Annotated in this window: 23 protein-coding genes; 22 read left to right on the top strand and 1 reads right to left on the bottom strand. The window is 45.0% G+C overall.

What is annotated here, in order from left to right; all coding sequences use genetic code 11:
- Position 1: 1 nt before the first annotated feature.
- The 14 genes from DW694_RS12055 to rpsA all read left to right on the top strand — a co-directional run bounded on the left by DW694_RS12055 (position 2) and on the right by rpsA (position 13,716).
- The gene (locus DW694_RS12055; protein ID WP_118753082.1) at positions 2-808 is read left to right on the top strand and encodes a metallophosphoesterase; all 807 of its coding nucleotides are present in this window, start codon (positions 2-4) and stop codon (positions 806-808) included.
- Positions 809-817: 9 nt separating this feature from the next.
- The gene (locus tag DW694_RS12050; protein ID WP_015524863.1) at positions 818-1,603 is read left to right on the top strand and encodes a segregation/condensation protein A; all 786 of its coding nucleotides are present in this window, start codon (positions 818-820) and stop codon (positions 1,601-1,603) included.
- Between the two features lie 23 nt (positions 1,604-1,626).
- On the top strand, positions 1,627-2,196 hold the full coding sequence (gene scpB, locus DW694_RS12045; protein WP_022426764.1) for an SMC-Scp complex subunit ScpB: 570 nt from the start codon (positions 1,627-1,629) through the stop codon (positions 2,194-2,196).
- Between the two features lie 72 nt (positions 2,197-2,268).
- Positions 2,269-3,066, top strand: a complete 798-nt coding sequence (locus tag DW694_RS12040; protein WP_114002439.1) for a zinc dependent phospholipase C family protein — start codon at positions 2,269-2,271, stop codon at positions 3,064-3,066.
- A gap of 112 nt (positions 3,067-3,178) precedes the next feature.
- Entirely contained in the window at positions 3,179-4,402 is a 1,224-nt protein-coding gene (locus DW694_RS12035; RefSeq protein ID WP_118753081.1) for a D-alanyl-D-alanine carboxypeptidase family protein, read from the top strand.
- Between the two features lie 141 nt (positions 4,403-4,543).
- On the top strand, positions 4,544-5,980 hold the full coding sequence (locus DW694_RS12030) for a carboxyl transferase domain-containing protein (RefSeq protein WP_118753080.1): 1,437 nt from the start codon (positions 4,544-4,546) through the stop codon (positions 5,978-5,980).
- 13 nt (positions 5,981-5,993) lie between these two features.
- The gene (locus tag DW694_RS12025) at positions 5,994-6,755 is read left to right on the top strand and encodes an OadG family transporter subunit (protein ID WP_021650514.1); all 762 of its coding nucleotides are present in this window, start codon (positions 5,994-5,996) and stop codon (positions 6,753-6,755) included.
- Positions 6,756-6,778: 23 nt separating this feature from the next.
- Complete coding sequence (locus DW694_RS12020; RefSeq protein ID WP_015524870.1) at positions 6,779-7,159, top strand: biotin/lipoyl-containing protein; 381 nt, start codon at positions 6,779-6,781, stop codon at positions 7,157-7,159.
- A gap of 15 nt (positions 7,160-7,174) precedes the next feature.
- Positions 7,175-8,323, top strand: coding sequence for a sodium ion-translocating decarboxylase subunit beta (locus DW694_RS12015; RefSeq protein ID WP_015524871.1), 1,149 nt, complete (start codon positions 7,175-7,177; stop codon positions 8,321-8,323).
- A gap of 36 nt (positions 8,324-8,359) precedes the next feature.
- Positions 8,360-9,772 (top strand): oxaloacetate decarboxylase subunit alpha, encoded by a 1,413-nt coding sequence (locus DW694_RS12010; protein ID WP_015524872.1) that lies wholly within the window; start codon positions 8,360-8,362, stop codon positions 9,770-9,772.
- A gap of 103 nt (positions 9,773-9,875) precedes the next feature.
- On the top strand, positions 9,876-11,105 hold the full coding sequence (locus tag DW694_RS12005; protein ID WP_118753079.1) for an NAD(P)/FAD-dependent oxidoreductase: 1,230 nt from the start codon (positions 9,876-9,878) through the stop codon (positions 11,103-11,105).
- A 25-nt stretch (positions 11,106-11,130) separates the two neighbouring features.
- On the top strand, positions 11,131-11,796 hold the full coding sequence (gene cmk, locus DW694_RS12000) for a (d)CMP kinase (RefSeq protein WP_118753078.1): 666 nt from the start codon (positions 11,131-11,133) through the stop codon (positions 11,794-11,796).
- On the top strand, positions 11,793-12,659 hold the full coding sequence (gene ispH, locus DW694_RS11995; protein ID WP_118753077.1) for a 4-hydroxy-3-methylbut-2-enyl diphosphate reductase: 867 nt from the start codon (positions 11,793-11,795) through the stop codon (positions 12,657-12,659). Before cmk ends, ispH begins: the two co-directional genes overlap by 4 nt.
- Positions 12,640-13,716, top strand: a complete 1,077-nt coding sequence (gene rpsA / locus DW694_RS11990) for a 30S ribosomal protein S1 (protein ID WP_015524876.1) — start codon at positions 12,640-12,642, stop codon at positions 13,714-13,716. The genes ispH and rpsA overlap by 20 nt, the downstream gene beginning before the upstream one ends.
- Before the next feature lie 98 nt (positions 13,717-13,814).
- On the opposite strand, the gene DW694_RS11985 is transcribed toward rpsA, so the two are convergent.
- Positions 13,815-14,834, bottom strand: a complete 1,020-nt coding sequence (locus DW694_RS11985) for a ribonuclease H-like domain-containing protein (protein ID WP_110102317.1) — start codon at positions 14,832-14,834, stop codon at positions 13,815-13,817.
- Positions 14,835-15,313: 479 nt separating this feature from the next.
- On the opposite strand from DW694_RS11985, the gene rsxC reads away from it, so the two are divergent.
- From rsxC to ruvA, 8 genes are all read left to right on the top strand, one after another.
- Positions 15,314-16,639, top strand: a complete 1,326-nt coding sequence (rsxC, locus tag DW694_RS11980; protein ID WP_021650509.1) for an electron transport complex subunit RsxC — start codon at positions 15,314-15,316, stop codon at positions 16,637-16,639.
- 14 nt (positions 16,640-16,653) lie between these two features.
- Positions 16,654-17,631: an RnfABCDGE type electron transport complex subunit D gene (locus DW694_RS11975; RefSeq protein ID WP_021650508.1), complete on the top strand. Its 978-nt coding sequence runs from the start codon at positions 16,654-16,656 to the stop codon at positions 17,629-17,631.
- Positions 17,631-18,209, top strand: a complete 579-nt coding sequence (locus DW694_RS11970) for an RnfABCDGE type electron transport complex subunit G (RefSeq protein ID WP_015524882.1) — start codon at positions 17,631-17,633, stop codon at positions 18,207-18,209. The genes DW694_RS11975 and DW694_RS11970 overlap by 1 nt, the downstream gene beginning before the upstream one ends.
- Before the next feature lie 14 nt (positions 18,210-18,223).
- On the top strand, positions 18,224-18,928 hold the full coding sequence (locus DW694_RS11965) for an electron transport complex subunit E (protein WP_015524883.1): 705 nt from the start codon (positions 18,224-18,226) through the stop codon (positions 18,926-18,928).
- A gap of 16 nt (positions 18,929-18,944) precedes the next feature.
- Positions 18,945-19,520: an RnfABCDGE type electron transport complex subunit A gene (locus tag DW694_RS11960; RefSeq protein ID WP_015524884.1), complete on the top strand. Its 576-nt coding sequence runs from the start codon at positions 18,945-18,947 to the stop codon at positions 19,518-19,520.
- Positions 19,521-19,533: 13 nt separating this feature from the next.
- Complete coding sequence (locus tag DW694_RS11955) at positions 19,534-20,325, top strand: RnfABCDGE type electron transport complex subunit B (RefSeq protein WP_110102321.1); 792 nt, start codon at positions 19,534-19,536, stop codon at positions 20,323-20,325.
- A 222-nt stretch (positions 20,326-20,547) separates the two neighbouring features.
- On the top strand, positions 20,548-21,612 hold the full coding sequence (gene trpS / locus DW694_RS11950) for a tryptophan--tRNA ligase (RefSeq protein WP_015524886.1): 1,065 nt from the start codon (positions 20,548-20,550) through the stop codon (positions 21,610-21,612).
- Between the two features lie 146 nt (positions 21,613-21,758).
- A complete protein-coding gene (gene ruvA, locus DW694_RS11945) occupies positions 21,759-22,370 on the top strand; it encodes a Holliday junction branch migration protein RuvA (RefSeq protein ID WP_110102322.1) in 612 nt (203 codons plus the stop codon).
- Positions 22,371-22,526 lie beyond the last annotated feature (156 nt).

Genomic DNA, 22,526 nt, shown 5'->3' with positions numbered 1-22,526 from the left:
TATGAAAAAATTCAGAATCAAACAATATGAGATCCATACGGACAAGATCCATGCTCCACAGGGCGTGCGGATGATCCTTCTTGCGGATCTTCACGGGATATCCTACGGAAAAGACAATATACGGCTGACAGAGACGATCCGAAAACTTGCCCCGGACGTGATCCTTTCTGCCGGCGACATGGCTGTACGTACAGAAACGGATACTCTGGTAACTGCATGTAAGCTGCTGACAGAGCTTGCCAGGGATTTTCCCGTGTATTATGCACTTGGTAATCATGAATATAAAATGTGCCTTTCCGAAGAATATCGGCCATATTATGCGAAATATGAAAAGGCACTGAAAAAAGCTGGTGTGCATATTTTAAGGAACGGACATGAAGCTATGGTCCTGAAGGGAGAGCGCTTCTGTTTCTGGGGCCTGGAGCTTCCCATCGAATATTATCACAAGCCGAGATCACCGAAGCTGAAAAAAGAAGTGATGGAAGAACTGATCGGTAAACCTGAAGATAAAGGGATGCAGATCCTGCTGGCACATAATCCAAAATACGGAAAAACCTATTTTGAATGGGGCGCGGATCTGATCCTGTCTGGACACTATCACGGAGGCGTTGTCCGCCTCAGTGAACATTACGGTCTTTCATCTCCTCAATATTTGTTTCTTCCGCCGTTTTGCTGTGGAGACTTTCACAAAGGGGATCAGCATATGATCGTCAGTGCTGGACTTGGAGAACATACCATCCCCCTTCGGATCCATAATCCAAGGGAACTGCTGGCGATCGATATAAAACCTTCCGAAAAAATGAAATGAGGAAACCCTATGGCATTATCTGTTAAGCTGAATGTATTTGAAGGCCCTCTGGATCTTCTGCTTCACCTGATCGACAAAAACAAGATCGATATCTATGATATTCCCATTGTGGAGATCACAGATCAGTATATGGAATATCTGCATTCCATGGAAAAAGAGGATCTGGGAATCATGAGCGAATTTCTTGTCATGGCAGCCACTCTTCTGGATATCAAATGTAAAATGCTTCTTCCGAAAGAAGTGAATGAGGAAGGAGAAGAGGAGGACCCCAGAGCAGAGCTTGTGCAGAAGCTGCTGGAATATAAAATGTACAAATATATGTCCTATGAATTACGGGACAGGCTTGGAGATGCGGCAGGGGTTTATTACCGAAAACAGGATCTTCCGGAAGAAGTGCTACAGTATACTCCACCGTCTGATCCCCAGGAACTTCTCCGGGGTCTGACACTGGAGCGGATGAGTGCGATCTATCAGGCTTTGATCCGCAGACAGGAAAATAAGATCGATCCGATCCGAAGTAAATTCGGAAGGATCGAAAAAGAGGAAATATCACTTTCCGATAAATTGCTGGAAATGAAGGAATATGCAAAAGCTCACCGGAAATTCAGCTTTCGCAGGCTGATGGAAAACCAGCATTCCAAAATACAGCTGATCGTGACATTTCTGGCAATTCTGGAATTGATGAAAATGGGACATGTTCATGCAGAACAGGAAGATCTTTTTGATGATATTCATGTGGAAGTTATCACGGATCCGGACACATGGAAGAATCTGACAGAGTTCGCAGATGAATAATATAGTAGGAATGAGGACAATAAGTGGAAATCAAACGAATTGAAGGAGAAATCGAAGCCATCCTGTTTGCAATGGGAGAAGCAGTGGAATTACCCCGTATTGCCAGAGCGATCCGTCAGGATCCGACAACAACGGAAAATATCATCCGAAATATGATGATCCGTTATCAGGAAGAAGAGCGGGGGATCCAGATCATAGAGCTCGAAAACTCCTTTCAGCTTTGTACAAAAAAAGAATACTATGATTCTCTTATCCGGATCGCAGCGCAGCCAAAGAAACCCACGCTGACAGACGTTATGCTTGAAACCCTTTCGATCATTGCCTACAAACAGCCCGTTACAAAAGCAGAGATCGAAAAGATCCGAGGGGTAAAATGTGATCATGCCATCAATAAACTGATGGATTATGATCTGGTGAGAGAACTTGGACGTCTGGATGCTCCGGGTCGCCCAATCCTCCTGGGAACCACCGAAGAATTTCTGCGCTGCTTTGGTGTCCAGGGGCTGGAGGACCTTCCGGAAATGGATCCGGTCCAGCTGGAGGATTTCAAGGCGGAAGCAGAGGAAGAGATCCAGCTGAAGCTGGACGTATAACAAATAACACGGACAGATGCCGGTTTACGGGACCTGTCGGACAGATCAGAAAACAGAAGAGGAGTGACGAAAATGCCCACAACATACGCACATGATCTTTTTGGAAAAAGGGTTTACCGGAAACTTTCCGCAAAATTACAGCATCTGATCCGAAGCAACGGAAATCTGTACCGGATCGGACAGCATGGTCCGGATATCCTGTTTTATTATTTTATATCCAAAAATCCGGTGACACAGTACGGAGTGCAGATGCATGGACGGAAAGCAAGAGAATTCTTTGAAAAGGGCATGGCGAAGGTCCGGGAGGAAAAAAATCCTGCACTGATGGCTTACCTGCTGGGGTTCGGATGTCATTATATCCTGGATTCTACCTGTCATCCTTACGTCAATCAGGTAGCTGCCGAGGGGAAAGTCTCACATACGCTCTTTGAGAAGGAATTTGATCGTATGCTGATGTATGAAACCGGCAAAGATCCATTGCGTTTTTATCCGTCTCATGGGATCCGTGCCAGTTTTCTCAGTGCATGGACGATTCACCAGGTATTGCCGGCGATCCGTACCTGGAACATTTATCTGTCATTGAAAATGATGAAGATATTCACCTGTATTTTGGTATGTGATGATGGAGGAAGGAAGAGACGCCTTTCGGAACATGCCCTTTCCCCCGCAGGAAAAAAGAGATCTGCGTTTATTACCGAATTTTTTATGAGCCCGGAGCCGGAGATCGACTGTAAGGAGGAGCTTCTTAAGCTGGACAGTCTGATGGAAGAGGCACTTGCCAAGGCACCGGATATGCTGGAAGAGCTTGCTGCACTGGCAGTCAGGCCAGGGCATCTTTCTGACAGATGGGACCTGACCTTTAACGGATGATCGATCCCGGCAGACAACAGATACAAGTGATATCCGGATGCTATCCCCGCATAAAATTAAATATAACAGTTACTGTAAACAGTTATATGAACAGTGTACGGGGTGATGCATTATGAGCAAACGGTGTACGGCCGCTGTCGTGCTGATGACAGCGGTCCTTATTATTTGTCAGATCTTTCCGGTAAAGGCGGCAGATGACGAAAATCTATATGCACTTTCTGCAGTTCTCATGGATGGGGAGACCGGCCGTGTGCTGTACGGAAAAGAAGCATACAAAGGACGGCCGAATGCCAGCACCACAAAGGTAATGACCTGTATTCTTGCTCTGGAGCTGGCAAAGGGAGATGATTACGTACAGGTTTCCGGGAATGCGGCATCTCAGCCACAGACACGTCTTGGCATGCGGGAGGGACAGCAGTTTTATTTGGAGGATCTTCTCTATTCCCTGATGCTGAAAAGCCATAATGATTCCGCAGTGGCCATCGCGGAACATATCGGCGGCTCCGTAGAAGGTTTTGCAGAGAAGATGAATGAAAAAGCAAAAGAGCTGGGATGTAAGGACACACATTTTGTTACACCCAATGGTCTGGATGGAGAAGATGAAGGCGGTATCCATCATACAACAGCCCGGGATCTTGCCTTGATCATGGCGTATGCAATAAAAAATGCAACATTTGTCCATATTACCCAGACTAGAGATTATACTTTCACGGATATCTCAGGAAAAAAGCATTATTCGGTACATAATACCAATGCTTTCCTGGATATGGAAACAGGAGTGATCTCCGGAAAAACAGGATTTACAGGAAATGCCGGATATTGTTATGTCTGCGCAGTCCGACAGGACGAGCGATTATTTATCGTGGCTCTTCTGGGATGCGGATGGCCCGGAAATAAAAATTATAAATGGAGCGATACTAAGAAGCTTCTTTCCTATGGCAGGGAAAATTATCAGTATGTGATGCTGCCGGAGCTTCCGCAGCTGCCGGATATCCCGGTAACAGAAGCAGCACCGGGAAAAGAAGATCCATATCCGCAAAAGTCCGATCGTTCCGGATATCCTCCCAAACAGGTCATGCTGAAAATACACGCAGTACTTTCTGAAAAAGATCGTGAGAAAAGATATCTTTTGAAAAAAACAGAAACGATCACATGGGAAACGGAGCTTCCGGATAAGCTCCCGGCACCAATACAGAAAAACCAGAAGATCGGTACACTCCATGCAAAGCTCAACGGAAAAGAACTCCTTTCCTGCCTTGTAACCGCCGATGACAAAATCGACAGAATTACCTATAAATGGTATGTGGATAAAGTATTTAAGGATTATTTCCATTAATTTAGCGACCCCTGGCATAAGTCAGGGGTTAATTTTTTAACGTTCGTGACGAAAAGTATTGAATTTTCTGCAAAAAAAAGGTACAATTATACTCGGCTGAATTTTTGGTTATATTAATAAAAAAATGGAGGGCATAGTATAATGAGTAATGCGACACAAAGCGTAGCGGCTGCAAGGATTAATTCCCTGCTTGACGCCAACAGTTTTGTTGAGATCGGACAGGCTGTTACAGCCAGAGCTACAGATTTCAACATGACTGAAAAAAAAGCACCTTCAGACGGTGTGATCACCGGATATGGTGTGATTGACGGCAGTCTGGTGTATGTATACAGCCAGGATGCATCTGTACTGAACGGAACAGTTGGTGAGATGCATGCCAAAAAGATCGCCAAAATTTATGATCTCGCTCTGAAAGTTGGAGCACCTGTTATCGGTCTTGTAGACTGTGCGGGACTTCGTCTTCAGGAGGCTACCGATGCACTTGAGGCATTTGGTGAGATCTATCTGAAACAGACACTGGCATCCGGTGTTATTCCACAGATCACTGCTGTTTTCGGAACATGCGGCGGTGGAATGGCAGTTGTACCGGCTCTTACAGACTTTACATTTGTAGAGGAGAAGAAGGGCAGACTGTTTGTAAATACTCCAAATGCACTGGAAGGAAACAGAGTGGAAAAATGCGATTCAGCTTCCGCACAGTTCCAGAGTGAGGAGACAGGACTTGTTGACGGCATCGGAACAGAAGAGGAGATCCTTGGACAGATCCGTACACTGGTCAGCATGCTTCCGGAGAACAATGAAGACAATGACAGCTTCAAGGAATGCACAGATGACCTGAACAGAGTATGTGATGATATCGCAGGCTGCACAGGCGACACAGTTATTGCGCTTTCAAGAATCGCTGATGACGGTGAGTTCTTCGAGACAAAGGCAGCTTACGGCCAGGATGTCGTAACAGGCTTCCTTCGTCTGAACGGAGCTACCGTTGGCGCTGTTGCAAACAGAAGCGAATCTTACGATGCTGATGGCAATAAGACAGAGATTTCCGACGGAACTCTTTCTGCAAGAGGTGCAAGAAAAGCAGCAGACTTCGTAAAATTCTGTGATGCTTTTGAGATTCCGGTACTTACTCTTACTAATGTAACAGGATTTAAAGCTACACTCTGCAATGAGAAGATGATGGCTAAATCCGTTGGTGAGATGGTACATGCTTTTGCATCTGCGACTGTACCGAAGGTAAATGTTGTAATTGGTAAAGCATACGGAACTGCATACGTTGCCATGAACAGCAAATCTGTCGGAGCAGATATGGTTTATGCATGGGATACAGCTGAAATCGGTATGATGGATGCTTCCCTTGCAGCAAAGATCATGTATGAGGGAGCTGACGCTTCTACACTGAATGAGAAGGCAGCTGAGTACAAAGAACTCCAGAACGGTATCGCATCTGCAGCAGCAAGAGGATATGTGGATACTGTGATCAAAGCAGAAGATACAAGAAAATATGTAATCGGTGCTTTTGAGATGCTGTTCACAAAAAGGGAAGACCGTCCATCCAAAAAGCATGGAACAGTCTAAGTGAGGTGAGCGTATGAGACAGTTTTATAAAAAGATCTCTTCTGTCTGCATGGCACTTCTTTGCGTAGCTGCACTTCTGATTGGATGCACAGCTACTGCATGGGCTGCTGATGAGATTGATGATTCTGTAAAGAGTCAGCTTGTCACAACAACCAAGGGCCTGACGGATGCGATCATCGCAATGTCCGAGGATGATATCCAGGGATATCTGGAATCAGAGGATGCTTTCACACAGAGTGCTGCAAGTGCATGGGATGGCTCCAGAGAAGAGCTTGGTGAGAAAAAAGGTGATATTGATGAGAAAGATATCACAGTGGAGTATTCCGATGATCAGTATACCGTTGTTGTTCCGGTATCCTTCGAGAAAAACAAAGCGAATTTCACTTATGTATTTGATAAATCAGGAACCCCGACTTCTCTTACAGTTGATGTGAATTATACACTGGCACAGAACATGGAGAAGGCAGCGATGAATACAGTGATGGGTCTCGGAACAGTATTTGTGATCCTGGTATTCCTGATCTTCGTGATCTCTCTTTTCAAATATATTCCCGGACTTGTGGAAGGAAAGAAAAAAGAGAGCAAACCGGCTCCGGCAGCCGCAGCACCGGCTCCGGTTGCAGCACCAGTTGCTGAGCCTGCTGTTGAGGATGTGACAGATGATGGTGAGCTTATTGCCGTGATCGCCGCAGCGATCGCTGCTTCTGAAGGCAAAACAAGCACAGACGGATTCGTAGTACGTTCCATCCGCAAAGTCAACCGCAGAAAAAGATAATCATTATTTAGGAGGATTTTAAAATGAAGAGTTATACAATTACTGTTAACGGAACAGCATATGAAGTTACTGTAGAAGAGAACGGAAACGCAGCAGCTCCAGTTGCAGCAGCACCAAAAGCAGCAGCTCCGGCTCCTAAGGCAGCTCCGGCAGCAGCTCCTAAGGCAGCAGCTCCGGCAGCAGGCGCAGGTTCTGTTAAAGTTTCCGCAGCCGTTCCTGGAAAAGTTGTAAAAATCGTTGCATCTGTTGGACAGAGCGTAAAAGCTGGTGACAGCGTAGTGATCGTTGAGTCCATGAAGATGGAGATCCCGGTTGTTGCTCCTCAGGACGGAACAATCGCCAGCATCGATGTTGCAGAGGGTGCTGCCGTTGAAAATGGAGATACTCTTGCAACAATGAACTAAACAGGAGGTAGACAAATGTCTTATGTAACAAATACCCTGTCAAACCTGATCCATCAGACAGCATTTTTCAACCTTACCTGGGGAAACTACCTGATGATCGCAGTGGCATGTGTGTTCTTATATCTTGCCATTAAACATGGTTTTGAGCCGCTGCTGTTGGTTCCGATCGCTTTTGGTATGCTTCTGGTAAATATTTATCCGGACATTATGCTGAGCATTGAGGATTCATCCAATGGCGTTGGCGGACTTCTTCATTATTTTTACTTAATGGATGAGTGGAGTATTCTTCCTTCACTGATCTTCCTGGGTGTCGGTGCGATGACAGACTTCGGTCCGCTGATCGCAAACCCGATCAGCTTCCTGATGGGAGCAGCTGCACAGCTTGGTATTTACCTTGCATACTTCCTTGCAATTTTCCTTGGATTTAATGGTAAAGCAGCAGCAGCGATCTCTATCATTGGTGGTGCTGACGGCCCGACTTCCATTTTCCTTGCAGGTAAGCTTGGACAGTCTTCTCTTATGGGACCGATCGCAGTGGCAGCATATTCCTATATGTCCCTGGTACCGATCATCCAGCCTCCGATCATGAAGGCTTTCACAACAGAGAAAGAGCGTAAGATCAAAATGGCGCAGCTCCGTCCTGTTACAAAACTTGAGAAGATCCTTTTCCCGATCGTTATCACAATCGTTGTTTGCCTGATCCTTCCGACAACAGCTCCCCTTGTTGGTATGCTGATGCTCGGAAACCTGTTCCGTGAGTCCGGAGTTGTTAAACAGCTTTCTGAAACAGCTTCCAACGCTCTTATGTACATCGTAGTAATCCTTCTCGGAACATCTGTAGGTGCTTCCACAAGTGCTGAGGCGTTCTTGAACGTAGATACACTGAAGATCGTAGTTCTTGGTCTTGTTGCCTTTGCCTGCGGTACTTTTGGCGGTGTTATGCTTGGTAAGCTTCTCTGCAAGGTTACTCACGGAAAGATCAATCCTCTGATCGGATCAGCCGGTGTTTCTGCCGTTCCTATGGCAGCCCGTGTATCCCAGAAGGTTGGTGCTGAGGCAGATCCTACAAACTTCCTGCTGATGCATGCGATGGGACCGAACGTTGCTGGTGTTATCGGTACAGCGGTTGCTGCCGGTACATTCATGGCGATTTTTGGTGTCTAACCCATTGTCTTATAAAAATTTGTAAGGAGAATAATTATGGCAGAAATAGAGAAAAAACCTGTGAAAGTTGTGGAAACGATCCTGCGTGACGCTCATCAGTCCCTGATCGCTACACGTATGAGCACAGAGCAGATGCTTCCGATCATTGAGAAGCTTGACAAAGTCGGCTACTATGCAGTAGAGTGCTGGGGCGGTGCTACTTTCGATGCTTCCTTACGTTTCCTGAAAGAGGATCCGTGGGAAAGACTTCGTAAACTTCGTGACGGTTTCAAAAACACAAAGCTTCAGATGCTGTTCCGTGGACAGAACATCCTTGGATATCGTCCATATGCAGATGATGTAGTAGAGTATTTTGTACAGAAATCCGCAGCTAACGGTATCGATATCATCCGTATCTTTGACTGTATGAATGACCTTCGTAACCTTCAGACAGCTGTAAAAGCAGCAAACAAGGAGAAAGCACATGCACAGGTTGCAATGGCTTACACACTTGGTGATGCTTACACACTTGATTACTGGACAGATCTTGCAAAACGTATCGAAGATATGGGTGCAGATTCCATCTGTATCAAAGATATGGCAGGACTTCTTGTTCCGTACAAAGCTACAGAGCTTGTTCAGGCTCTCAAAGAGACTGTTAAGATCCCGATCGATCTTCATTCTCACTATACATCCGGTGTTGCTTCCATGACATATATGAAGGCAGTAGAGGCAGGTGTTGATATCATCGACACAGCAATGTCTCCGTTTGCTCTTGGAACATCCCAGCCTGCAACAGAGGTTATGGTTGAGACCTTCAAGGGAACACCATATGATACAGGATTTGATCAGCAGCTTCTCGCTGAGATCGCTGACTACTTCCGTCCGATGCGTGATGAGGCTCTTGATACAGGTCTTCTCAATCCGAAGAACCTTGGTGTAAACATCAAGACTCTTCTGTATCAGGTACCTGGCGGAATGCTTTCCAACCTGACATCACAGCTGAAAGAGCAGCATGCCGAGGATAAATTCTACGAAGTACTTGAGGAAGTTCCGCGTGTACGTAAAGACCTTGGTGAGCCACCGCTTGTTACACCGTCCTCTCAGATCGTTGGTACACAGGCTGTATTTAACGTGATCATGGGCGAGCGTTACAAGGTTGTCACAAAAGAGACAAAAGACGTGTTAAGTGGTAAGTATGGCGCAACAGCCAGACCGTTCAATCCGGAAGTACAGAAAAAATGTATCGGAGATATTGAACCGATCACATGCCGTCCGGCAGATCTTCTGGAGGATGAGCTTGATAAGCTTGAGAGCGAGATGGCACAGTACAAGGAGCAGGATGAGGATGTTCTCACATATGCACTGTTCCCGCAGGTTGCCATGGACTTCTTTAAATATCGCCAGGCTCAGAAGACAAAAGTTGATGAGACTGTAGCAGATACCAAGAACGGCGCATACCCGGTATAAAGCACACATAGAAATGCAGATGCATTTCAAAACAGGAAAAGGAGCTTGCTGTATGCAGGCTCCTTTGTGCATAAAAAAGATAAAAAAGGCAGGATAACAGGTAATGTCCAAAGTTGCGATCATAGGCGGCGGTGCCGCCGGAATGCTCTGCGGTGTATATACTGCGCGCAGAGGACACCAGGTTCACATACTGGAAAAAAATGAGAAACTCGGAAAAAAGCTTTTCATCACCGGAAAGGGACGGTGCAACGTCACCAATGATTCAGATACCGAAGAACTTTTTCCGGCAGTGATGTCAAACCGCAAATTTCTTTACAGTGCTTTCTACACCTATGGAAGCAGAGATGTGATGGAATTTTTTGAGGAGGCAGGAGTGCCGCTGAAAACAGAGCGTGGAAACCGGGTTTTTCCGGTATCGGATCATTCATCAGATATTATCCGTGCGCTTGAGCGGGAACTGAAAAAAGCCGGAGCGCAGATCCATCTTCATACAGAGGTAACGGAAGTTTGTACACAGGATGAAAAAGTTACCGGTGTATTACTTTCGGACGGTACCTTTTTTGAAGCAGATACTGTGGTAGTTGCCACAGGAGGGCTTTCCTACCCGTCCACAGGTTCCACAGGAGATGGATATCGTTTTGCTGCTGAGACGGGACATAAAGTTGTTTCCCAGTCACCATCACTGGTACCACTGGTGGCAAAAGAAGATTATGTCTCCAAACTTCAGGGCCTTTCCCTTCGGAATGTGGAGCTTACAGTAAAATCCGGCAAAAAAGTTCTCTATAAAGATTTCGGCGAGATGATGTTTACTCATTTCGGAGTGACAGGACCGCTGATCCTTTCCGCCAGTGCCCAGATCGGCAAAAAGCTGGAAAAGGAGCCTTTGGAGGCTTTCCTGGATCTGAAACCGGCGCTTGATGCAGAACAGCTTGATGCCCGGATCCTGCGTGAATTTGATGCAAATCATAACAAGCAGTTTAAAAATGTGATCGGTGTTCTTTTTCCGTCTTCTCTGACTCCGATCATGATCGAAATTGGCGGTATCCCCGGGGAAAAACCGGTACATGAGATCTCCAGGGAAGAGCGTCAGGCTTTTGGCCGTCTGATCAAGGCTTTTCCGTTTACGATCACGGGAATGGGAGAGTTTAAGGAAGCGATCATCACAAGAGGCGGTGTGTCAGTAAAAGAGATACAGCCATCCACAATGGAATCCAAAAAAATAAAAAATCTGTATTTTACAGGTGAAGTACTGGATCTGGATGCAGTGACCGGTGGCTATAATCTTCAGATCGCATGGTCTACAGCGTATGCGGCAGCTCAGGCGATCGAATAACAGAAAAGAGGAAGGAGCAACGATTATGGGTATTAATATTGCAATTGACGGACCGGCAGGTGCAGGAAAAAGCACAATTGCAAAAAAAGTGGCAAAGGAGCTGTCCTTTATTTATGTAGATACAGGGGCAATGTATCGTGCCATGGCACTTTATCTTCTGGAAAAAGGGATAAGCGGTGACGAAAAAATCTCTGAAGCCTGTCACGATGCGGATATCTCTATCCGTTATGAGAACGGTGAGCAGCAGGTGATCCTTAACGGAAAGAATGTAACTGCGTTCCTCCGTAAGGAAGATGTAGGAAATATGGCATCTGTAAGCTCTGCAAATCCGGAGGTGCGTGCACATCTTCTGAAGCTGCAGCGCAATCTTGCAGCCGAGAATAATGTAGTTATGGACGGAAGAGATATCGGAACCACCATTCTTCCCAATGCGGAAGTGAAGATCTTTCTGACTGCAAGTGCAAAGACCCGTGCTAGCAGACGATACCTGGAGCTTACAGAGAAGGGTGAAGCCTGCGATATGGATGAGATCCTGAAAGATATCGTTGACAGAGATGAGAGAGATATGAACCGCGCGGTTTCTCCGCTTAAAAAAGCAGAGGATGCTGTTCTTGTTGATTCATCTGAGATGGGAATTGACGAAGTGGTTGAGAGTATCCTTTCCGTATACAGAAAAAGGGTGAATGGATGAACGTAAAAGTTGCAGAAACTGCCGGCTTCTGTTTCGGCGTACAAAGAGCAGTTGACCGTGTTTATGAGCTGATCGGTTCCGATGCAGCACCGATTTATACACTGGGCCCGATCATCCATAATGAGGAGGTTGTCTCAGATCTCGAAAAAAAAGGTGTGGCTGTGATCTGTGAGAAGGATCTTGGCAGCCTGAAGGGCGGCACTGTTGTGATCCGTTCCCATGGAGTAGGCCGCAGGGTTTATAACACGATCAAAAAATATGGTCTCGGATATGTAGATGTTACCTGTCCTTTTGTGCTGAAGATCCACAAGATCGTTGAGAGAGAAAGCTCCAGAGGTGCCCATATTGTGATCATCGGTGATCCGGGCCATCCGGAAGTACAGGGGATCTGCGGATGGTGTCAGGGACCATATACAGTGATCAAAAATGCTGAGGATGCTGAGAAATTCAATATTTCTCCGGAAAAAGAAGTATGTGTAGTGTCCCAGACGACATTTAATTACAACAAATTTCAAGAATTAGTTGAAATTCTCCGCAAAAAGAGTTATGATAATAATGTTTTAAATATTTTAAATATTTTAAACACTATTTGTAATGCTACCGAAGAACGGCAGAAAGAAGCTAAAGCGATAGCCGGAGAGGTAGACACTATGCTGGTCGTAGGTGGCCGACATAGCTCCAATACTCAAAAGCTGTTTGAAATATGTAAAAAGGAATGTGGAAATACTTACTATATACAAACACCTGTAGACTTGGATTCTGAAATGTTCCAATGCAGTAGTTGTGTAGGTATTACAGCAGGGGCTTCCACCCCAAAGAAAATTATTGAGGAGGTTCAAGAACATGTCAGAGTTAAGTTTTGAACAGATGCTGGAAGATTCCGTAAAAACAATCAGAAATGGAGAGATCGTACAGGGTACCGTCATCGATGTTAAAGATGATGAGATCATCCTGAATATCGGCTATAAAGCAGACGGTATCATCACAAAGAACGAGTACACAAACGATTCAAGCGTTGTGCTTACAGACGTTGTTAAACCTGGCGATACCATGGAAGCAAAGGTTCTCAAAGTAAACGACGGAGAGGGACAGGTTACACTTACCTACAAACGTCTTGCTGCAGAGAAAGGCAACAAACGTCTTGAGGAGGCATTCGAGAACCAGGAGGTTCTGAAGGCTCCTGTAACACAGGTACTTGACGGTGGTCTTTGTGTCAATGTTGAGGAAGCAAGAGTATTCATTCCTGCAAGCCTTGTATCTGACACATATGAGAAAGATCTTTCCAAATATGCAGATCAGGAGATCGAGTTCGTTATCACAGAGTTCAACCCAAGAAGACGCCGTATCATCGGTAACCGCAAACAGCTTCTTCTTGCTGAGAAAGCTGAGAAACAGAAAGAGCTTCTTGCTAAGATCAACGTAGGCGATAAAGTTGAGGGTGTTGTTAAGAATGTTACAGATTTCGGTGCATTCATTGACCTCGGCGGAGCAGACGGACTTCTTCACATCTCTGAGATGTCCTGGGGCAGAGTAGAGAATCCGAAGAAGGTATTCAACGTAGGTGATAAAGTTACAGTTCTTATCAAAGATATCAACGGAGACAAGATCGCACTTTCCCTTAAATTCCCGGAGGAGAACCCATGGCTTACAGCTGCTGAGGACTTCGCAGTAGGAAACGTAGTAAAGGGCAAAGTTGCACGTATGACAGATTTCGGTGCATTTGTTGAGCTTGCACCTGGAGTAGATGCTCTTCTTCATGTATCTCAGATCTCCAGAGAGCACGTTGCGAAACCATCTGATGTACTTTCCATCGGTCAGGAGATCGAGGCTAAGGTTGTTGATTTCAATGGCGAAGACAGAAAGATCAGCCTCAGCATGAAAGCACTCGAGGATAATTCTGCAGAGCAGACAGAGGAGTAATTTCTCAGAAGCTGTACAGCAGATGAATATTTTGAATTTCAGAGGCCGTCACATTTATTGTGACGGCCTCTTTTAATTGGAATTTCGTAACAGAGATATTATTTAAGAACAGAAAGATAATATGGCAGGCAGTGTTTCAGATAGGTTTTCTGTTTTAAAGGATCATGCAGAAAAGCTTCTGTTACAGGAAACCAGGTATAACAGTTGTCCCTTTTGGCAGGCCTTCGGAGCTTTTTATCCATGCAGGCACTTAAGGTTTTTGGTATTGCAGTGTCTTCGGAAGGGATGTAATCGTAATCTTTATAATTGGAATAATATTGCTTTAAACGTCCATTTTGAAGCTTCACAAGAAGACGGACACGGTTATTCTGTCCGATTATGTAGAATTCTTCACTATGATTTGAAAATTCAACAGGCAGATCGTAATTAGTTTTAATGGTAAAGGCCAATTGATCGTCTTGAATTTCACAATTTAGTGCTTCGTAATCTTCATTGAAAAGAGCAAGATAGGACAGCATGGAGAAAATTTTTCCAAGTCCCAGAAGATCTTCCCGGTTATGTCCCATAACGATCTCTGCCGCTTCCGGTTTCTTTCCGGAAGCGAATTGTTTGTAAAGACGGATGCAGGCACCTCCATCATAGTAGTTCCGTTCAGTAATACCGAGAAATGATTCCATGGAAGGCTGATTCATCCGTGAAAGCTTCAGAAGTCCCTTGAGCGGCTTTAGTTCCCGGTAAAGATCCAGAGATGGCAGCTCCGTAAAAGGGGAAGAGAGTCCGTGGATCTGATATCGTGCATCCAGATAAGGCTGGTCAAAGCTGTCACCGTTATATTGGATCGTACATGAAAAATCCTGAAGGAATTCAGAAAATGTTTTCAGAAGTTCAGGTTCTTCCTCTTCGTTTTCAATCATCCACTGGTACATCTGCCAGTTGTTTCCTTCGTAGGCTACAGCACCGATCAGATACAGAAAAGTGGAATTTCGTGATAGTCCTGTAGTTTCAATATCATAGAAAAGCGGTACAAAACGCTCTGAAAATCCATGATTTTTAGTCAATTTTTTAACAGTCTCAAAGTCTGGAAACCCTTGTAAAATCGGCATTTTTTTAACGATCATGTTAATTTTCTCCTTTATGGATTGTATCTGATTATACACAAAAAAATTGCTTTTCAATAGTGCAATTTAAAGTGAAATGAGTTATAGTTATTAGTAGAGTTGATGATAAAAAACAGGAAATGGTACTGGATTTATGTGGGGATTGACAGTGAAAAAATGACTATTATCGCTTCATAAATTGGTTATTCATTTACAGCTTTTTTATGAGCTGGTGAATATCTTCTACCGAAGTATATCACAGGATCGTGTCTGGATTCAACCTTTCATACATATCCTGCTCAAAGCAGAAGCTACTTTGTTACTGTTCGCTGGTAATGTTTCGCGAAATGATTTATGGGAGCGAAATAGATCTTGTTTGTCTTGGATGAAATAAGAAAAGGAAAATCAGAAACACAGAATCAACTTAAAAAAAGAGTATATGCGCAACGCAGAAATACCATGTACATGTACTTGCAAAAATAAAGGAGGAGATGAGATCTATGGCATTTTTAACCTTCAGGGGTGGTATCCATCCTTATGACGGCAAAGATTTGTCAAAAAACTGTCCTGTCGAGAAGTATCTGCCGAAGGGAGATCTGGCAATTCTTGTTTCTCAGCACATCGGAGCTCCGGCCAAGCCGATCGTAAAAAAAGGTGATCATGTGCTTGCAGGACAGAAAATCGCAGAAGCAGGAGGATTTGTTTCCGCACCGATACACTCGTCTGTATCAGGAACCGTAAAGGGAATCGAGAAACGTCTGACCGCAGTAGGCGCCATGGGTGATGCGATCATCATTGAGAATGACGGTCTGTACGAATCTGTGGAATATGCACCTGCAAAGCTTTCGGATCTTTCCAAGGAGGATATCCTGAAAAGGATTCAGGAAGGCGGAGTTGTTGGTCAGGGTGGTGCAGGTTTCCCGACACATGTAAAGCTTTCACCAAAGGAACCTGACAAGATCGATCATATCCTGGTCAACGGTGCGGAATGTGAGCCTTATATCACCAGTGACTACCGAAGGATGATGGAAGAACCGGAAAGTATTGTTGGTGGTCTGGAAGTAATCCTGAAAGCTTTCCCGAAGGCAGTGGGATGTATCTGTATCGAGGACAACAAACCGGATTGTATTGCCAGGATGAAAGAAGCCATCAAAGGCAAAGAGCGTATGGAAGTAAAAGAGCTTAAGACCAAATACCCTCAGGGTGGTGAGCGTACACTGATCTATGCGGTAACAGGCAGAGAGATCAATTCCACCATGCTTCCGGCAGACGTAGGATGCGTGGTTGATAACGTAGAGACCGTTACTTCTGTTTATAAGGCAGTGATCCTTGGACAGCCGGTCATCAGCCGTAATGTAACGGTTACCGGAGACGGTATCCGTACACCGAAGAACTTTTCCGTTCTTACAGGCACAGATCTGTCTGAACTGGTAGATGCTGCAGGCGGACTGAAGGAAAAGATCGCAAAAGCAATCTCCGGCGGACCGATGATGGGATTTGCGCTGTATGATCTTCATATTCCATGTACGAAGACAACTTCTTCCCTGCTTTTCCTGGAGCGTGACGCAGTTTCCGAGGCGAAGCAGATCCAGACTGCATGTATCAATTGCGGACGTTGTGTAAGCGTCTGTCCGGGCCATGTGGTTCCGGCCCGCCTTGCAACTCTTGCAGAACACGGTGATATGGCAGGCTTCGAAAAAATGGATGGTATGGAATGCTGCGAGTGCGGCTGCTGCAGTTACATCTGTCCGGCCAAACGACCTCTGACTCAGAGTATTAAATCTATGAGAAAAATGGTTCTTGCAGAGCGCAAGAAAAAGAAATAGGGGGAGGAATAACAATGGAACAAATGTATAACGTATCATCTAATCCCCATATCAGGGATAAAATGACCACCAGCCGTATTATGCAGCTGGTAGTGATCGCACTTCTGCCGACAACACTTTTCGGTATCTGGAACTTTGGAGTGCATGCACTCCTTGTAGTGCTGGCGACGGTTGCATCCAGTGTGTTTTTTGAATGGCTGTATGACCGACTGATGCATAAAAAGAATACAACTACTGATTTCAGTGCAGTTGTAACAGGACTTCTGCTTGCACTGAACATGCCGCCCCAGATCCCGATCTGGATGCCGATCCTTGGCAGTGCTTTTGCAATCATTGTTGTAAAACAGCTGTTCGGTGGACTTGGACAGAACTTTATGAACCCGGCTCTTGCAGGAAGATGTTTCCTTATGATCTCTTTTGCCGGAAAAATGACTAACTTTGCAGTTTCCAAAAGCTCCCATGCTGTTGTAGATGCGGTTACACAGGCAACACCTCTGGCAGCGCTTAAAAGCCAGGGATTCATTGAGGGGACTTCTATTCCTGTAAAGAATCTGTTCCTTGGTAATATCCAGGGTACCATCGGTGAGACTTCTGCCCTGGCGATCCTCATCGGTGCAGTGATCCTTCTCGCATTTAAGATCATCGATCTGAAGGTACCTCTTACATATATTGGAAGTTTTGCAGTATTTGTCATTTTCTATATGTTGGGAACAGGAAAAGGCTTTGATGTAAACTATCTTTTCAGCCATATCTTTGGAGGAGGTCTGATGCTTGGAGCCTGGTTTATGGCAACCGATTATGTGACAACGCCGATCACTCCGAAAGGTCAGCTGGTATATGGCTGCTGCCTCGGTATCGTGACAGCGGTATTTCGTCTCTTTGGTGGTTCCGCAGAGGGTGTTTCCTATGCGATCATTTTCTGCAATCTTCTGGTTCCGCTTATTGAAAAAGTAACAAAACCGGTTGCTTTTGGAAAAGGAGGCAAGAAATAATGGGTAAGATTATCAGAAATACATTGATCCTTACGATCATTACAGTAGTTGCCGGCCTTGGCCTTGGACTGGTTTACGAAGTTACCAAAGAACCCATTGCAAGAACCGAGGAACAGGCAAAAAAAGAAGCCTGGCAGACTGTATTCAGTGATGTAAGCCTGGAAGATTTTAAAGCTGTAGATGTAGACAAGGAAGCAGCAGATAAAACAGTTGCAGATCTTGGAATCAAAGCAACCGTAGATGAAGTCTGTGAAGCAGCAGATGAAGGCTATGTGGTAACTGTAACCGATAAAGAGGGTTACGGCGGTGATATCCAGATCACAGTTGGTGTAACAAAAGACGGTACCGTCAGCGGCGTTTCCATTCTTTCCATCAGTGAGACTGCCGGACTTGGAATGCGTGCTACAGAAGCGAAGTTCCAGGAACAGTATGTTGGAAAGAATACCGACAAATTCTATGTATCCAAGGACGGCGGCGAAGGTGAGCCTATTGATGCTATCAGTGGTGCGACCATCACATCCAGAGCTTTTACCGGTGCAGTCAATACAGCTATCGGCTATTGCAAAAACGCATTTTAGGAGGGTAGTTGAATATGAATAATTGTGGTGAAAGATTAAAAAACGGCATTATAACCGAAAATCCGATTTTCGTCCTGATGCTTGGTATGTGTCCTACCCTTGCGGTAACGACTTCTGCGATCAATGGTATTGGTATGGGACTTTCCACAACCGTAGTTCTGGTTATGTCAAACATGCTCATCTCCATGCTGCGTAAGGTTATTCCAGACTCCGTCAGAATGCCGGCCTTTATCGTAGTTGTAGCATCTTTTGTAACTATCGTACAGTTTCTGATGGAAGGCTTTACTCCTTCTCTTTATGAGTCACTTGGAATTTACATTCCACTGATCGTTGTTAACTGTATCATTCTGGGACGTGCAGAGAGTTATGCTTCCAAGAACCCTGTCCTTCCGTCTATCTTTGACGGACTTGGAATGGGTCTTGGCTTCACAGTGGGCCTGGTTGCCATTGGTCTTGTAAGAGAGATCCTTGGTTCCGGAAAGGCTTTCGGAGCACAGATCATTCCGGTTGCTGATGCAGCTACCGGTGCTGCCGGCTATACCCCGATCACTATCTTTATCCTTGCACCTGGAGCATTTCTGGTTCTTGCCGGACTTGCAGCGATCCAGAACAAAGTAAAGATCAACATGGCAAAGAAGGGCAAAGATGTTTCCAAGATCCAGTCCGGCTGTGGCTCCAATTGTGCGACCTGCGGCGGATGTCCTTCCGACAAAGAATAAAAAGGGGGAATAGAAAATGGCAAGCTTGATGTTGATTGCAATTGGTTCTGCGCTTTGCAGTAACGTTGTATTGAGTCAGTTCCTGGGAATCTGTTCTTTCCTTGGAGTTTCCAAGAAAACAGAAACCGCAGCCGGCATGGGTGGTGCAGTTGTGTTTGTTATTACTATTGCATCTTTTGTTGCAGGACTGCTTTATAAATTCATCCTGGTACCGACCCATTTTGAGTATCTGAAAACGATCGTATTTATCCTGGTTATCGCGGCACTGGTACAGATTGTAGAAATGTTTCTCAAGAAATTTGTACCATCCCTTTACAAGGCACTTGGTGTATACCTTCCTCTGATCACAACAAACTGTGCAGTTCTTGGTGTAGCACTGAACAATGTTAAATATGAATACAGCATTCTTGAAAGTGTTGTCAACGGATTTGCCACAGGTGTAGGTTACCTGATCGCAATTGTATTACTTGCGGGAATCCGTGAAAAAATGGAATACAACGATATTCCGGAATCCTTCCAGGGTATGCCGATCGTTCTGCTTACGGCAGCACTGATGGCTATTGCATTCTTTGGATTCTCCGGAATCGTATAGGAGGAAGAAGAGCATGAGTATAACAGGAATTATTATGGCTGCAGTCATTGTCGGCGGTACTGGTTTATTCATTGGTATCTTCCTCGGACTTGCAGACAAGAAATTAACCGTTAAGGTAGATGAAAAGGAAGAAGCCATTCTCGGCGTTCTTCCAGGAAATAACTGTGGTGGTTGTGGATATCCGGGATGTTCCGGACTCGCTGCCGCAATTGCAAAGGGAGAAGCTCCTGTAGATCAGTGTCCGGTTGGCGGTGCTCCTGTTGCAGCCAAGATTGGCGCGATCATGGGACAGGAAGTAAAAGAAACCGCACGTCAGGTTGCTTTTGTAAAATGTGCGGGAACCTGTGATAAGACGACTGTGAAATATGAGTACACAGGTGTGGAAGACTGCGAGATGATGGCTTTCATCCCTGGCAGCGGTGCAAAAAACTGTACATTTGGATGTATGGGCTTCGGAAGCTGTGTAAAGGCATGTCCATTTGATGCGATCCATATAGTGAATGGTATTGCGGTCGTAGATCAGGAAGCATGTAAAGCCTGTGGCAAATGTGTTGCCAAATGTCCGCGTCACCTGATCGAGCTGGTACCATATGACAAACAGACACGTGTAGCCTGCAGCTCCCACGCAAAAGGTAAGGCAGTTACAGTTGCCTGCGAGCTTGGCTGTATCGGCTGTAAAAAATGTGAGAAGAATTGTCCGTCCGAGGCGATCACAGTTACCGATTTCTGTGCACACATCGATTACGATAAGTGTACAGGCTGCGGTAAATGTAAGGAAGTTTGCCCAAGACATGTGATTCTGTAAAACAAAAAGGACTGCCTGTCACAGAAGTTTTCCGAGTGACGTGGCAGTTCTTTTTTGGAATAAAGCATGTTGTGCCCGATAATGCATAAATAAATACGTACAAGCTTTTGGTTATATTTCGATGAAAAATTGCAGTTTCCGGTTAAAAATATTTGACCGGTGAATTTCAAGGGGCTATAATAGGATATAAATATTCAGTATACTTCAAGGAGAACGAAATTCATGAGTAAGATTATTTTAACTGGCGACCGTCCGACGGGGCGCCTTCATGTAGGTCATTATGTTGGATCTCTGGCAGAGCGTGTGAAGCTGCAGAATTCCGGCTTATATGATGAGATTTATATTATGATCGCAGATGCCCAGGCACTTACAGATAATGCAGAGCATCCGGAGAAAGTACGTCATAACATTCTTCAGGTTGCTCTGGACTATCTGGCATGCGGGCTTGATCCGGAGAAATCCAATATTTTTATTCAGTCCATGGTTCCGGAGCTGACAGAACTTACCTTTTATTATATGAATCTGGTTACGGTAGCACGAGTACAGCGTAATCCTACCGTTAAATCCGAGATTAAGATGCGTAATTTTGAAGCCAGCATCCCAGTAGGCTTTTTCTGCTATCCGATCAGTCAGGCTGCGGATATTACTGCTTTCCGCGCAACACATGTACCGGTAGGTGAAGATCAGCTTCCGATGCTTGAGCAGTGCAAGGAGATCGTCCATAAATTCAATACCGTTTATGGTGACACACTGACAGATCCGGAAATTGTTCTTTCTTCCAATAAAGCATGCTTACGTCTTCCGGGAATTGACGGAAAGGCTAAGATGAGTAAGTCTCTCGGAAACTGCATCTATCTGTCTGATGAAGAAGATGTTGTGAAGAAAAAGATCATGTCCATGTTTACAGATCCGAATCATCTTCGTGTTCAGGATCCTGGTCGTGTAGAGGGAAATCCGGTATTTATCTATCTGGATGCCTTCAGCCGCCCGGAACATTTTGCTGAATTTCTGCCAGAGTATCAGAATCTGGATGAACTTAAGGCTCACTATCAGAGAGGTGGCCTTGGTGATGTGAAAGTCAAGAAGTTCCTGAATAATGTTATGCAGGCAGAGCTTGGACCGATCCGTGAAAGAAGGAAAATGTGGGAGCAGCGAACCGAAGATGTGTTCGATATCCTGAAAGCCGGTACAGAGGTTGCCAGAGAAAAAGCTGCCGCAACGCTTCATGATGTCCGTTCTTCTATGCGGATCAATTATTTTGAGGATCAGGATTTCCTTAATCAGTGATAGAAAACAACGAGAGGAATCACAGGCTTGTATACAGGATCAACCCGGAGATTGTATTCCGGGTTGATTTTTTTTGAAAATTATGTTACTATTGCGTTCATATGGGAAACAGATGTTCAGCTGTTTCAGGGAAGGAGCCTTGAGATTTGATTTCTTTTGTAAAAGGTACTGTAGCAGATATCGGTGAAAATTGTCTGGTTGTGGAAAATGGCGGAATTGGTTATGAGATTTATATGACAGGACAGGATCTTGGGAAAGCACGGATAGGCGATGAAAAGAAGATCCATACCTTTCTCTATGTGCGGGAGGATATTCTACAGCTATATGGTTTTTTTTCGAAGGATGATCTTGGCATGTTCAAGCTTCTGATCGGTGTCAACGGAGTCGGACCTAAAGGCGCTCTGGGGATCCTTTCCGGGATCAGTGCAGACGAGCTTCGTTTTGCAGTGCTTTCCGATGATGTAAAAACAATCTCCAAGGCCCCTGGAATCGGGAAAAAGACAGCCCAGAAAATGATCCTGGAGCTGAAAGACAAGCTGAAGTTGGAAGATGCTTTTGAGATGAAACTGGCGCATCAGCAGGAAGAAGCAGCTGAGGGAGCATCTGATCTGAGGGATAGTCGTCAGGAAGCGGTGGAGGCGCTTGCCGCATTAGGATACAGTTCTGCAGATGCCCTTCGTGCAGTACGAAAGGTACCGGAAGATGTGCCGGCAGATGATGTAGAAGCAATTCTTCGGGCTGCACTGAAAAATTTTTAACAAATGTAGCAAGAATTCTCCCACCTCTTCAGGTGGTGAGATGAATTGCACATCTGAGCATATCTGCTTAAAAAAATCTCTATAGTATAAAAGAAACACTTGTTCTCCTTTCCCTGATGTAGTATACTGAAAAAGAACAATTAGTTCATAAATACA

Origin of the sequence: Ruminococcus sp. AM26-12LB (assembly GCF_003480785.1) — a bacterium.
Lineage (GTDB): Bacteria > Bacillota > Clostridia > Lachnospirales > Lachnospiraceae > Blautia_A > Blautia_A fusiformis.
Note: the sequence above shows the minus strand (reverse complement) of the source record. Positions and strands in the feature narration are given on the sequence as shown.

Bases quoted from the DNA above. Each gene is read 5' to 3' on its own strand.
- DW694_RS12055 (WP_118753082.1), top strand. From the start codon at position 2: ATGAAAAAATTCAGAATCAAACAATATGAGATCCATACGGACAAGATC.
- DW694_RS12050 (WP_015524863.1), top strand. From the start codon at position 818: ATGGCATTATCTGTTAAGCTGAATGTATTTGAAGGCCCTCTGGATCTT.
- DW694_RS12040 (WP_114002439.1), top strand. From the start codon at position 2,269: ATGCCCACAACATACGCACATGATCTTTTTGGAAAAAGGGTTTACCGG.
- DW694_RS12035 (WP_118753081.1), top strand. From the start codon at position 3,179: ATGAGCAAACGGTGTACGGCCGCTGTCGTGCTGATGACAGCGGTCCTT.
- DW694_RS12030 (WP_118753080.1), top strand. From the start codon at position 4,544: ATGAGTAATGCGACACAAAGCGTAGCGGCTGCAAGGATTAATTCCCTG.
- DW694_RS12025 (WP_021650514.1), top strand. From the start codon at position 5,994: ATGAGACAGTTTTATAAAAAGATCTCTTCTGTCTGCATGGCACTTCTT.
- DW694_RS12020 (WP_015524870.1), top strand. From the start codon at position 6,779: ATGAAGAGTTATACAATTACTGTTAACGGAACAGCATATGAAGTTACT.
- DW694_RS12015 (WP_015524871.1), top strand. From the start codon at position 7,175: ATGTCTTATGTAACAAATACCCTGTCAAACCTGATCCATCAGACAGCA.
- DW694_RS12010 (WP_015524872.1), top strand. From the start codon at position 8,360: ATGGCAGAAATAGAGAAAAAACCTGTGAAAGTTGTGGAAACGATCCTG.
- DW694_RS12005 (WP_118753079.1), top strand. From the start codon at position 9,876: ATGTCCAAAGTTGCGATCATAGGCGGCGGTGCCGCCGGAATGCTCTGC.
- cmk (WP_118753078.1), top strand. From the start codon at position 11,131: ATGGGTATTAATATTGCAATTGACGGACCGGCAGGTGCAGGAAAAAGC.
- ispH (WP_118753077.1), top strand. From the start codon at position 11,793: ATGAACGTAAAAGTTGCAGAAACTGCCGGCTTCTGTTTCGGCGTACAA.
- rpsA (WP_015524876.1), top strand. From the start codon at position 12,640: ATGTCAGAGTTAAGTTTTGAACAGATGCTGGAAGATTCCGTAAAAACA.
- DW694_RS11985 (WP_110102317.1), bottom strand. From the start codon at position 14,834: ATGATCGTTAAAAAAATGCCGATTTTACAAGGGTTTCCAGACTTTGAG.
- rsxC (WP_021650509.1), top strand. From the start codon at position 15,314: ATGGCATTTTTAACCTTCAGGGGTGGTATCCATCCTTATGACGGCAAA.
- DW694_RS11975 (WP_021650508.1), top strand. From the start codon at position 16,654: ATGGAACAAATGTATAACGTATCATCTAATCCCCATATCAGGGATAAA.
- DW694_RS11970 (WP_015524882.1), top strand. From the start codon at position 17,631: ATGGGTAAGATTATCAGAAATACATTGATCCTTACGATCATTACAGTA.
- DW694_RS11965 (WP_015524883.1), top strand. From the start codon at position 18,224: ATGAATAATTGTGGTGAAAGATTAAAAAACGGCATTATAACCGAAAAT.
- DW694_RS11960 (WP_015524884.1), top strand. From the start codon at position 18,945: ATGGCAAGCTTGATGTTGATTGCAATTGGTTCTGCGCTTTGCAGTAAC.
- DW694_RS11955 (WP_110102321.1), top strand. From the start codon at position 19,534: ATGAGTATAACAGGAATTATTATGGCTGCAGTCATTGTCGGCGGTACT.
- trpS (WP_015524886.1), top strand. From the start codon at position 20,548: ATGAGTAAGATTATTTTAACTGGCGACCGTCCGACGGGGCGCCTTCAT.